The organism is Pseudomonas sp. NFX224 (genome assembly GCF_048565165.1).
Classification (GTDB): domain Bacteria; phylum Pseudomonadota; class Gammaproteobacteria; order Pseudomonadales; family Pseudomonadaceae; genus Aquipseudomonas.
Genome location: NZ_CP183416.1, coordinates 4,851,614 through 4,863,901, shown reverse-complemented (window position 1 = coordinate 4,863,901; position 12,288 = coordinate 4,851,614). Strand labels below are relative to the sequence as shown.

General features: G+C 52.4%; 11 protein-coding genes. 6 read left to right on the top strand and 5 right to left on the bottom strand.

Annotation, left to right across the window (positions count from 1 at the left end):
* Position 1: 1 nt before the first annotated feature.
* The 4 genes from ACNYC6_RS22300 to ACNYC6_RS22285 all read right to left on the bottom strand — a co-directional run bounded on the left by ACNYC6_RS22300 (position 2) and on the right by ACNYC6_RS22285 (position 3,133).
* Positions 2–571: a hypothetical protein gene (locus ACNYC6_RS22300; RefSeq protein WP_419709182.1), complete on the bottom strand. Its 570-nt coding sequence runs from the start codon at positions 569–571 to the stop codon at positions 2–4.
* Positions 571–1,326 carry an RNA polymerase sigma factor gene (locus ACNYC6_RS22295; RefSeq protein WP_419709181.1) on the bottom strand — a complete coding sequence of 252 codons (756 nt, stop codon included), beginning with the start codon at positions 1,324–1,326 and terminating at the stop codon, positions 571–573. Before ACNYC6_RS22295 ends, ACNYC6_RS22300 begins: the two co-directional genes overlap by 1 nt.
* A 178-nt stretch (positions 1,327–1,504) precedes the next feature.
* Positions 1,505–2,017 carry a hypothetical protein gene (locus tag ACNYC6_RS22290; RefSeq protein ID WP_077185693.1) on the bottom strand — a complete coding sequence of 171 codons (513 nt, stop codon included), beginning with the start codon at positions 2,015–2,017 and terminating at the stop codon, positions 1,505–1,507.
* Between the two features lie 207 nt (positions 2,018–2,224).
* Positions 2,225–3,133 carry a site-specific integrase gene (locus ACNYC6_RS22285; RefSeq protein WP_419709180.1) on the bottom strand — a complete coding sequence of 303 codons (909 nt, stop codon included), beginning with the start codon at positions 3,131–3,133 and terminating at the stop codon, positions 2,225–2,227.
* A gap of 170 nt (positions 3,134–3,303) precedes the next feature.
* Between ACNYC6_RS22285 and ACNYC6_RS22280 the strand changes: the two genes are divergently transcribed.
* On the top strand, positions 3,304–4,284 hold the full coding sequence (locus ACNYC6_RS22280; protein ID WP_419709179.1) for a DNA-binding protein: 981 nt from the start codon (positions 3,304–3,306) through the stop codon (positions 4,282–4,284).
* 19 nt (positions 4,285–4,303) lie between these two features.
* Here the strand turns inward: ACNYC6_RS22280 and ACNYC6_RS22275 are convergent, their stop codons facing one another.
* Complete coding sequence (locus ACNYC6_RS22275) at positions 4,304–5,026, bottom strand: hypothetical protein (protein ID WP_419709178.1); 723 nt, start codon at positions 5,024–5,026, stop codon at positions 4,304–4,306.
* 387 nt (positions 5,027–5,413) lie between these two features.
* Here ACNYC6_RS22275 and ACNYC6_RS22270 point away from each other — a divergent pair, with 387 nt between their 5' ends.
* Genes ACNYC6_RS22270 through ACNYC6_RS22250 form a run of 5 tightly spaced genes read left to right on the top strand, consistent with a single transcriptional unit; the run spans position 5,414 to position 12,282 of the window.
* A complete protein-coding gene (locus ACNYC6_RS22270; RefSeq protein WP_419709177.1) occupies positions 5,414–6,178 on the top strand; it encodes a hypothetical protein in 765 nt (254 codons plus the stop codon).
* Between the two features lie 51 nt (positions 6,179–6,229).
* Complete coding sequence (locus ACNYC6_RS22265) at positions 6,230–6,883, top strand: transposase (RefSeq protein WP_419709176.1); 654 nt, start codon at positions 6,230–6,232, stop codon at positions 6,881–6,883.
* Positions 6,884–8,809 carry a transposase gene (locus ACNYC6_RS22260; RefSeq protein ID WP_419709175.1) on the top strand — a complete coding sequence of 642 codons (1,926 nt, stop codon included), beginning with the start codon at positions 6,884–6,886 and terminating at the stop codon, positions 8,807–8,809.
* Entirely contained in the window at positions 8,787–9,770 is a 984-nt protein-coding gene (locus ACNYC6_RS22255; protein WP_419709174.1) for a TniB family NTP-binding protein, read from the top strand. The genes ACNYC6_RS22260 and ACNYC6_RS22255 overlap by 23 nt, the downstream gene beginning before the upstream one ends.
* Positions 9,733–12,282: a TniQ family protein gene (locus ACNYC6_RS22250; protein ID WP_419709173.1), complete on the top strand. Its 2,550-nt coding sequence runs from the start codon at positions 9,733–9,735 to the stop codon at positions 12,280–12,282. Before ACNYC6_RS22255 ends, ACNYC6_RS22250 begins: the two co-directional genes overlap by 38 nt.
* Positions 12,283–12,288: the final 6 nt, after the last annotated feature.

The following is a 12,288-nucleotide window of genomic DNA, read 5'->3' as shown; positions in this document are numbered from 1 at the left end:
GTTAGTCACCACCCTGGAGAATCCGTGAAATGCTGTTCTCATCGACTCCAGCATCTCTTAGAAGGCGCTCAAGCGGCACCTTTTCAGCTGCGATTGGCTTGTCATCAGACTTGTTCGCACGAAGCGCCGATGCCTGTGCAGGCAGAGAGAGGTACGACTGAACGACTGAAACTGATGCATTCAAGGCTTTGGCTAGTCGTGCAAGGAATCGCTCCGACAACGTCGCTGAATCTACTCGTCGCTCACGGATGGCAACGCCAACTTGGATGGGTAATCCGAGCTCCTTGGCTGCCTTGGCAAAAGCCTTTGGCGGAGCGGACTGCAGGAGTTCTACAGTTACAACGGAGTCTCGAAGCCGCCCCATCTTAGAGCTCACAGCAGCAAGCTCGTCTGCACTGAGAGGGAGATCCTCGTCGACCTGTCGGGAGAGCTCCCTTGCGAGATCGACAAGGTCGGTAGCGAATTGAGGATAATCTGCCAGATACCGTCGAAGGACGTCTGTACCTGGCTCGTAATCCATTGCGAAAGCGTTCATAACGTCTTCGCTAGCAATTGGCGAACGAATAGTCATTACTGTTTCCCCTTGCGTTCAAGGCGCGACCGCAGAGTTGCGAAAGCTTTGTCACGGTACGTACGGATGGTCTTTTCACTCTTACCCAGCGTTTTACTGATGGTGACGACAGAGGGGTCTTTCGAGTCGATTGGAATGTCATGGCGGATCATCTCGATAATTCTTCTTTGGATTTCAGGCAGACCATCAATCGCATCGTCGAGCTGAAGCCGGTAAGATTTTTGATCGAGGTCGGTCGGATCAAAGGGATCGTAGCCACCGATAGCAGCTATAGGGAGAGACGCATCGTCTTCCCCCTCTAGCTCGTCATAGCGATTCTCATGCTTCCAATGACGATCACGGGCATCCTTGCGGTCGCTGGCGACGGCCGAGTTGAAATTGATCTCGTAGTAGTCCAGACGGTTGTCATACGTGGCTCGGTCGCTGAGCAGCAGATCAATGAAATGATCTACGACGTCATCTCGAATGTTTGAGTTCGTAAGCGACGTATCATCGGCCCGAGGAAGAAGAAGGTAGATACGCTTCAGTAAACACTCGGTGAGGGTATCGCGAAGGATCCCGGGCTCAACATTCCGCACAAAATGCACCAATGCTTCCGGTGAGACAAAATCGGGAGAGGCCCGAGAGCAATCGAGAGCTTTAAGTTCAAGCTCAGAGTCGCCTAAAGCAGCCAGCTCTTGAATTTCAGCTTCGACTGCCGGGCGCCGGGAATACAACGTTCCATCAAGTTTGATCTTACGAAGGGGACGTGCCACGACTACTCCTTTTTTTGTGCCCAAGACCCTCTGTGCGTCCCTGAATGTAACACCGGAGCACCGCTTGATCACAGCTGATCAATCCATAGATTCCAGCGTCAATCGTAACCTATGGGTGTTGGCGCCGATGTTGAATGACGACCTTCGCATATTGCGCACAATCCAGTCAGCCCGCCGTTCATTTGCCACGGTCAAGCTTGTCTCTGATTTTATTGAAGCGGTAACGCTCAGCCATTCGAGCGTTTACAGTTGTTTTGTTAATCTTTTTGATGGCTTGCTCGTCAAAGGACGCCAAACTAATCGCCCCGCCAAGCGGCCAGGTATTTTCGATAAAATCATCGACCGTCCGGCATTTGTACGCATAATACCAATGGCTATAACCCAATGCATGGGCCAACATTTCATACATCGCTCGGCATCTAATTGTGGCGCCCGATGCATTGGCGATTCTCCGTAATTTTTTATTGGTGATTCTGCACCGATACAAAGGAAGCCCAGGGCTCAGTGCAATCAAGACAAATCGATCGGCCAATCGATCGTCGCGAAAAACGTAATCGGCGTCCGGGTACCAGCCATGCAGATTGTTGGCAGCCAGAAAGGCTTCAAAATGCTCCCCCAGGTGCTCGACAGCCGCACGCGCGGTGAGTTGGTGGGGAACGTCTTGAGGCGGTAACTCAATAATCGTTGCCATCGCTTTTCACCTCCTACGAGTTGGATTCAAAACAGTTCATCCGCGAGCGCCGCGGTCTCCCCAATGGCCCACCCTCCTCAGCTCACCCCGTGCGGCCGCTGGTCACTGGAGGACGGGCAAAGGATGGCCAGCAAACTGTGCCTGGAACCTTGGCAGGGCCATGCCTCTCCCGCCGTCCAACCGATCGGAGCAGCGCCGGCGTATCGCTCAACGGGCCCACTCGCCAAACGGCACATCCGCCTCGATGTAGCGCAGCGCCGACTGCACATCGCGCCAACCGACATACTCCATCAACGCCTTGCTGCTCCACTGGTTGCGACTGGCCCAGGTGGCAAAACCGCGGCGCAGCGAATGCGTGGTGTACCCCTCGCCAGCTTCACCGCTGCGCACAAAGGCCAGACGCAAAATGCGCGAGAGGCTGTTCGGGTTGACCGGCTCCTTTGCGACATGCCCCCAACGGTCGATGGCACGAAACACCGGCCCGTGGTGGAGGCCACTGACTGCCAGCCAGTGCTGGTAGGCGTCCACGGGACAGAGTCGCTTCAGGGACGGCAGCACCAGGGTGCGCCCGCGATGGTCGCGATCGGTCTTGCTGCTGGCGAGGAAAATCTCCAGCGCTTGCCCTGTTCGCACCTGGATATGCTCGATACGCAGCCGGCACAATTCGTCGCCGCGCAACGCCCGCCAAAAGCCCATCAGGAGCAACGCCTGGTCCCGCGCCGCACGCAGCCGCACCGCCCGTTGTTCAGAGCTCAACTGCAGGGCCAAGCCTTCAATGCACGCCTCCAATTGCTGTAACTGCAGCGCTTCGGCCTGCTTGGTCGGCTGCGGATGCAGCGCCTGAATCCCGCGCAGCACGTCGCGCACCCGCGACGCTTTGGTTGGGTCATCGAAGCCGTACTGCTGGTGCCATTGGGCCAGGGCCGCCAGGTGCGTGCGCAAGGTGTTGCTGGACAACCGCGGGCCATAGGCCGCCAGGTAACGCACGATGTTTTCACTGGAGGCCGGCAGCACCCCGCCCCACTCGACTTCAAAGTGTTCAATGGCCTGGGCATAACGCCGCTGCGTACTGTCGCGTCGGGCCGCTTGCAGGTAGCGCTCAGCTGAATCGCTCATCCCATCTCCATACCGCCTTTTTTCGAGCTCCGCACCGAGAAAGGCTTATCACGTTCAAGAATTCAGCATTCTCGAACGCCAGTCCGTCCGAATTCCTGCCGTCCTAAAGGCAGGGTTACAGCTGTAATTGCATACTCCGTAAACCAGTACGAAATCGTCGGAGTCAGGCCATGGCACGCGGAGGCATCAACAAGGCCGTGGTGCAAATCGCTCGCGATGCCCTGCTCGCCCGCGGCCAGCACCCGAGCATCGACGCCGTGCGCGTGGAGCTGGGCAACACCGGTTCGAAGAGCACCATTCAGCGCTACCTGAAGGAGCTCGGCGCCCGCGAGCAGGCGCAGCCGCCTACCCCCGACGAGGAACTGCACAGCTTTGTCGCCGGTTTAAGCGCTCGCCTCACGGTGCTGGCCGAACAGGCGGTCGCCGAGGATCGCCAACGCCTGCAGCGGGATCGTTCGGCACATGAGCAACAGCGGCTGCAGCACCAGGCGCAACTCGATCACCTGCAGGGCGCTTACGCCGGTCTCGAACGTGAGCTGCAGGCCCTGCGTGAACACGAGCGGACTCTCCAGGAGCAACTGCGCCAAGCGGACGGCGAATGTCAACGCTTGGGCCAGTTGGAGCGCGACCTGAACCAGCTGTTGCTCGAACGGACGACGCACCTCCAGTCGCTGGAGGACAAGCACCGCCAAGCGCGTGAAGCGCTCAAGCACTTTCGCCTGCAGCATCTGTCTCAGCGGGAGCAGGACACCCAGCGACACGACGCGCAGGTTCAGCAGTTGCAACACGAGTTGCGGGCACTGCGTATCAGTCTGTCGGACAAGCAGGATGAACTCGCCCGCCTATTCCAGGACAACGAACGGCTGGTCGGTGAGCTGCGCCATCAGGGCCAGCAAGCTCGCCAACGTGAACGTGCACTGCAGCAGTTGCGCCAACAACACCAGGATGCGGAAGTCCGCGAGCACAGCGCGCAGGCGCAGGTCCTCGCGTTGACCACCGAACACGCCAGCCTGCGCGAACGGGTCAAGCGTCAGGTGCTCACGGAACGGCAGAGTCGTCGCGAGCTACGGTTCCAGCGGCAACAGATCGCACGCTTGCAGGGCTTGCTCAGCCACTCGGCACCACCACCCTCGACCATCGATGACAGCTAGCTTTGCTCCCAGACTGCCCCTAGCTGGTGCCCGCTGCGACGGGCGCAGGCTCGACCGGTAGCGAATCGGCAATCTCAGGCCATTCACCCATTGCAAAACGATCACGGTGGTGGCCCTTAAGTGCAGCCACTACCCACTTCGCCTGCCGCGTTGATCGTTTAAAGGGTGCTGGCGGACCGACTAACGCCGATACGTTCTGCCGCGGCCATGCTTCGTCCGGCCAGCAATGCTGAACAAGGGTACAGGCGTAGAGGTCCCAACCGGATATCCAGCCGCGATAGCGCAGCCAGTCAGCGTAACGATTGAATGTCACGCAGGCCTGCTCAAAGGCGGCAAAGTCGGGTGGCCAATCATCAATGGGCTCGAACAAACCGCGCCGATACAATTCATTGAGCAACTCGTACAGCGGCTCACGGACGAAGCATCCTGGTTCAGTCATACACACCAGGAGCAGGTAATTCAGAAAATGCGCGCGCAACCATGACCGATGGGGCGTGAACTGCCTTGATGTCGATCCCAAAAGCACAAGGACATAACCCAGATTGCGCCAGTCGGGGCAGACACACAGACGACGCATCAGGACGGGGGCAAGCGCCGGAAGTCGGTAGCCGTTCTCCAAACGCAGGGACTGTGCCAAATGGTCGGTGGCGCGCCGCTTATCCCAGAGCCGGCTCAGGACGATCCACAACGGATCATTTAGCACGGAATGCAGAGAGGGAAAGTCCACCAGCAGTTCGTTCAAGCAGGTCTGACGAAGCTCACTGCCTGTCAGTAACCGCGGCCACTTGTTGTTACGGGTCGGGCTTATCCATCCATGATGCTTGTGTGTCCATGCGCAGCCACATCGCTCCAATGCGCGTCCGTCGTGCCGACATCCAAAGCAGTTGCAGAGACTGTGAGCAACTACGCGGCCTCTTAATTGGCCGACCAGCGATGAACAAGGCATGGCAGCTCACCCCTTTTTGCGCTTCAAACACCTGCAGTGAAGCACACTGCTGGCCGACGAGTGGGGGCGCGCCGGCGGACATCACAACATGCGTTGATAAAACGGCGTCAAAACCGGCCGCCGCAAGGAGATAGTTCGGCAAATTTTAGGACGTAGCTCGGCGGCCAAGAGTGGTGTTGAATAATGTTAACAACGCAAAAAATCAGCAAACCTCTGTCACGCGCTGAGAGCGCCACCATCATGAGCACCATACTTGATCGGTATCGTTGGCGAAGAGAAGCAACTGCACGTCGCGTCAGTGCAGAATGGGCTTTTAGCTCGCCTCGCCCGCTGTCCCTGCTGTCGATCTTTTCGCTTCCATCAATACTGCAACCTGAGCGTGGCGAAGTACTTGGGCACCCCGCCTTTCCTTTGCGGACAACGCAGTCGCTGGCCAACCTCCATCACGGCGCCTATCTGCCTCAACAAGCCAGTACGCCCCCCAACCTGAATTTGTTTCGCCGGGACAGTTTCGTGTTCCTGGAGGATTTTTCTCGCGACCCCAATCATGCGGTGTTCAGCTACCTACTGCGCGTACTCGGGATGAAGGTCAAAGTCATTCCGCTGTCGATATGGCTGCCCGACCTACCTGTCGACGAACCTGTGAGTAGAGGTCTGCAAGTCCTAATATTTTCCGAGGCACAAACAAGCCGTTTAATCGGACTACGCATTTGCGCCAGCTATGGGGTGTGCGCATGGGTAACAGGTAAATTTCCTGCCTTGGCGGTTCAGCAATTATCGCTACCCACCGGCGGGATGGGCCGGACACGGCACGGCATCAAACGCTACCCACGAACCGGTCAAACGTTGTCGCCCACGGATCAACCAACAAGTGTTGAGGCTTATGAGAGGAGCCGGTGGCATTCGGTCGTCCACAACCGCCACGATAAAGCCCATCGACCTCACTGAAGCTAATTGAGCAATACAGGGTGAACAATGACTGACTGAAGGAACCAAGCCATGGGCCTTTCGCTCAACACCCGCAGCCCTCAACCAGGTTATGTCCTTGGCCCAGCCAAACCGGTCGTATCCGGCAGGCATGGCAAGCTTGTGACCTTCTTTGCCTCACAAAAAAATGCTGCCCCCATGGGCTGCGAGTCGCTGTTGGAAGCCGACTATTGTCTGTACCTGGAATACCTGCCGTCCATCATCAGGTACCAGGCGCAGCCCTATACCGTCTACTTCCGCGACCCGGCATTACGCTACACCCCCGACTTCATGGCCACCCTCGATGATGGCAGGCAAGTACTCTATGAAATAAAGAGTAACAGTGGTGGCCGCGACTTGAGGTGGCAACAGCGCCGTGCGCGTCTAGAGGAGTTGCTGGGTATTAATGGATTGATTTTCGAATACGTCGAAGAGCATCAGTTCCGTCACCCAATACTGCTGGATAACCTTCGCACTCTGTACCACTTCGGTTTCAACGGGATCGCCTCCCATGTGTTGTCCATCATTCGCTTATTGCGTAAGCAACCGGATCAGCACGCCACGATTGGCCAGTTGATTCAATTGGGCGCTCGTCAGGAGGACGTCACCTTCGCACTTTTTCATCAGTTTATTCGCTGCAACCTCCAGCAACCGTTGGACCTGCGCAGCAAGGTCTGGGCCGATTAAATGAACGATATTCTGCAGATGGTCGTCGGCGAGCATTACCGTTACCACGGTAGTGACTATCAAGTAATGGATATCGACGGTGAGCGCATACAACTGCGATCACTTCGCGCAAGTACTAGCCCGGTGTTTCAGACTTTTGAACGCCTGGTACGGGCGCATCAGAGGGGTGAATTACGAAAAATACAGGAAGCCCCGTTCGCCCCTAACGCGACGCATATCGCCGCCGCGTTGTCCTCCGCTCACAAAGCAAAAGCTGAGCGGAAAGAATGCTTTTTGTTAAAGATTCGGGACGAGTGTGGCGGACGCTTGCCGCGAGAACGCGTGGAACAGTTAGCAAAAGAAATCGCAGAGCAACGGGGCGAGCCTCATGCGCCGAGCTATGGCGCAATCTACCTTTGGAATAAGGCCTATCTGGCCGGCGGCGAGAACATCCTTTCGTTGGTCCCTAATACTCGTCGCTCAACCCTGCACCGTCTGCACCGCCAGCCCGAGGAGATACAAGAGCTCATCAGGCTAAATGTCGATCAACTCTATTTCAGTCGGACACCGTGCAACAAGACCGAAGTGATCGACGCCATTGATTGCGCCATCCGAACGTCCAATCAGAGCCGTAGCCCGATTCATCAATTGCCCATTCCTTCGTTCAGCACCTTGTATCGCATCCTTGTTGAACTAGACCGCTATGAAATCGATCTTCATCAATTGGGATTTTACGCCGCGCTTAAGAAACAAAAATGGAGCCGAAAATGCCGTCAACCCTATCGTCGCTTTGAACTGGTGGAGGGTGATACCCACACACTGGATTTAGAAACATGCGATTCAGAGGGGCATCCTGTTGGCCGGGCATTTCTCACCGTGCTATTAGAAGTTCGAACTCGCATGATTGTTGGTTGGGACATTTCCTACAATCCACCATGCTTGGAAAAAACTATCCGAGCATTAAAACACTCGCTCCGTAGCGACAACCCCTATGGTGGTCTTGGAAGAAACTATCGTTTTGACAACGGCCTCGATTACGTCGCCCACCATCTAAAAATTACGCTCAGCGGACTGGGTGCTCATATCACCTTTTGTGAGCCGGGAAATCCTGATCAAAAACCGCACGTCGAAAGCTTTTTCAAGTCATGGACTACCTCCATCGTCCATTGCATGCGTGGTACAACCTTCTCTAAGCCGAATCGCTATGACTCGGAAGGCAACGCTATCTTCACGTTAGAATACCTCAACGCATGCTTCGAAGAGTGGCTTGACACGTTCTATCACGCCAACTTTCATAGCGGAATCGGAATGGCTCCTGTAGAGCTGTGGGTGCAGGACGAAGCTGATCGTCACGAATTCGCTTTGAAAAAATACAGCGAAGACGACCTGAACAGGCATTTCTTGAGCGTTGCCTATGTGACCCCGAATAACGGTCGACTAAGATATAACGGACTCGCCTGGACTGGACCGGCCGTGAGTTTCATTGCCGGCAGGCGGCCCGGTAAAAAAAAGACCCCACTGCGTTTGTTGTACGATATTAGCGAACTTGGGCATGCGTGGGTTTGCGACCCAGAACAACCTGGGCAGGTATACCGAATCGACGCAGTCGATCCCGATTACCAAATCGGCCTCACCATGCATCTGCATGAGCGCATCAAAGCTCGACTGGGAAGCCAAAAGAAATCTATTAACTACCGAACCGCCCGAGAAGCACGCGTGCGCATCCTTCATGAAATCGCCCGTGCCAACACCAAACGCCAGAGAAAAATCCGGGAAATTGCCGACGAGCATGGAGATTTCAAAGCGCAGCCTGAACGGGATTTTGCCCAACCGGCTTGCGCCCCTACAGGGAACGCTGAGGATATCGAACACTTTCTTTTACATCCCGATACCCCTGCTAATTATCAAGTGGTGGTGGCCAAAAATGAATACAGTCCTCAGAAGTGAAATACTCACGCAATTCAGCCAACAGACCATTTTCTTTCCCAGTTTTCGCTTTGCCTACTCGCAGCTCCAAAAATCAGTCGAAACCACCAGTTTACGCAATTGCGCCAGTTGTGCATTCCTCATTGGTCGTTCTGGCTCAGGAAAGTCAAGGCTGTGTGAGCTTTTCCGAGATTCCTTTGGGCCGACTTGCGAAGAGCCGAACGAAGGTGGCATACACAAGATAATTCCAGCGTTGTATTGCTTAGTGCCTGCACCGGTAACAATCAAAGGTTTCTGTCTAACTCTACTCAAGCAGCTTGGACAATATTCGCCACACACCAATGTTCACGAGCTAAATAATTTACTGGTGGCGCGTATAAAAACATGCAAAGTCCGCGTCTTGATCTTTGATGAAATTCAACGCCTTTTGAGGCCCGATGCTGAAAAAACACGCGATGGTACCTTAGATTGGCTTGTCGCCCTGTTAAGCTTGACTCACCTCCCTATTATTTTATCGGGTACTGAACAATGCAGTAAATTATTTAACGATAATGCGCCATTTGCGCGCCGATTTTGCTACGTGGCCAACCTGGACTATTTTAAATACGAGGACCTTGCTACTTCAGACTTTCATATGACGCTGCAGGGCCTGGATCAAGAATTATACCGGCTGGCCAACTTCTCTGGCGAGGAACACTTGCAAGATGCATCAATCAAGATTCCTCTCTATGTGGCAAGCAGAGGCAATCTAGAGTATGTAAGACAAATTATCCACGAGGCAGTAAGCATTTGCCTTGATCGCTGGACAGATACTCCCACTCTCAGACGCGCCGATTTCATCGATGCCTGCCGTAGCCTGCTGCTGCCCCTCAATCTTGCCAAGGGCGCCAACCCTTTTACCATCCCCCTGAGTACGTGTTTGTCATTGATCGAGAAGTATGAAGATGAACAAGCTGATCTTCGTTCCCACCCCACTCACTGAAGAAAGCCCGCATAGCCTGATAAAACGCACCGCGCAACGTCACGGCTTTTCGACTACGGGCAAACTAAACGGTTTATGTATTGGTCCGCAAACTTTTCGATCGATATCGCTTACACAAGACTCGGATTTTGCAAAACTGTTTGTTGCTGAGGCTGGCATTAATGGACCAAGAGTCCTAGAAGGTTTCTACGCAACGATTGATAGACCTGCGCAACTACGACGCGCTGTAATTAATGAAGTAGAAATTCCAGTTGTTTATTTACGCGTGCGCTCCGGTGCATATTGTGACGATTGTTTCAATCAAGGATGGGAGCGGCAAATCCAAGACTTTAAACTCGCAGAATTTTGCCCATATCATTTAAAAAAATACCTTACTCATTGTCCAGAGTGTCGCATGCCCATTGAGTGGTGGCACGCGCTCGATGGAAAATGCAGATATTGTTGTGCGGCATTGAAGTGTCAGCCCTGCACATTCGATATGTGTCGATTAGAACGCATGCTGTTAGATCTGCTGCGTTCTCGCAACCAACTCGACTTCGACCGATTATTCGCCCTGACGCGTCAACTTGGCTATACACCCGAAAAGCCAAGATTGCCTGATGCAACGCGGCGAATGGTATTCATTGGGGCATTTTCAATCATGACCGACGACTCTAGGGTGATATTGGAACACCTATTTAAGCTAAAAGATATTTACCCCGACGTGGAGAAACGATGGATTGCAGCGCGCTTCATCTTGGTTGCTACCGATGCGATGCGCGAAGCATCTAGAATTTTTTTGGAAACAAAAAATCAATCACTACATATTTCAGATCATAGCCATGAGCCATTCCTGCTAACGTTACGCCAACTGCGCGCATTTTTAAATCTAAGCAATGGACAAATGATAAAAATTAAAAAAAATTCGCCGTTTGCATTTAAGAAAGTTAATGCTTGCTTTACCGCAGACGAAGCAACTGTTCTGGCAAAGAAGGCGAATGAATTCCTTCTAGCAGATGACGGGCGACTTCCGATTCCAAAAAATGACCTATGGAGCAGCGCAAAGGTCCGTAACGAGTTAAGTATTTCTCCGGCCACCCTAAAGTCATACGTGCAATTCAAGCTACTCAAACCATATTTAGGCTATAAGCGTTCGTCCTTCTTTTTCCCATCAGATATAAAGCAATTTTCTATGCTTTACGTGCCTGTACAAAACCTTTCAAAAAAAACTGGATTATCGGCCCGTAAGCTTTGCGCGATACTTTACGCTCTGGACATAAAAATAATCCCAAATTGCGAGGTTAAATTTAGACTAAGGCTAATCGAAAAAACTGAAGTCAACCGTATCATCACCGCAAGCACAATAAAGAGTAAAAAACCGTATCAGCGGTTAGTTCTCCCATGCATAGAACTCTCAAAATCCTCACGAACAGACTATAGAACGGTACATGAAACTGCTAAAGAACTACAAACGTGTGAAGATAACGCAGTTGCCATTATACGAAAAAATATACTGAAGGGAGTTTGCCGCGGAAAAAAAGGCATTTTGCTAATCCCTAAAACTGAAATACAGAATTTCAAAAATAATTTTATGACTACTGCACAGGCTGCCAAAGCTATAAAAATCCACCCAACCCGCGCACCTGACTTACTGTTTGGATTAGGAGTACACGCGGTTACTGGCCCAATAATGGATGACACACGATATTTTATTTATAGAGCCGTTGACATCCTCCGAGTGGCAAAATTAGCAGAAGCCGAGAACCCATCTGAACATTTCAATTACTACAGCATAACTTCCGCTGCAACACGACTCCACATCACAACGGAAACACTATCAAAGCTAATGGCAACTGGACTTATAACATACATACAAGGAAAGGTAGGCGCCTATTTCAAGCCAAGCTGGCTGGATAATTTTAAACTTCACTTCGTCATGCCTAGCGAGCTATTGAAGCTAGCAGCACTGCCAACAAGCATGACTCTTGAAATTATCGACGCACTTAGGGACATAAACGTCACACCCATAAGTTTTAAATTAGACGATCAATATTTCCATATATACGAGCAAGTAGCTATACGCAACTCGTACGATGCAGTTCAAAAAATACTGACTGACCTGGGCGAATCTAAAAAAAATAAATCACTTGTAAGGCACATTAATATAACACCACCAGCCGGATGTACACCTGTAAGAAACCTGATCAAATACTACAATATATCAATGAACGAATTTTCAAATCTATTCATACACTTCGGATTCATCAACGTCATTATACATAACCAAGAGAGATACCTCTCAGATAACGATAGAAGAAAATGCGCTTTTATTTTAGACAATTACTGCACCCGCACGATAGCTGGAAAAATCACTCCCGGCGGATATTGCAAAATAACACTTTTGCTGAACTCCGGAATTCTCGAAAAAGAACAACCTATCCCGGCCAAATTTACTCAAACAACTCTAATAAGTAGATGCAAACTGAAAAAATATTTAGACTCCTTACCTGTTTCAGCCTTCGCAGATTGCTAACGTACG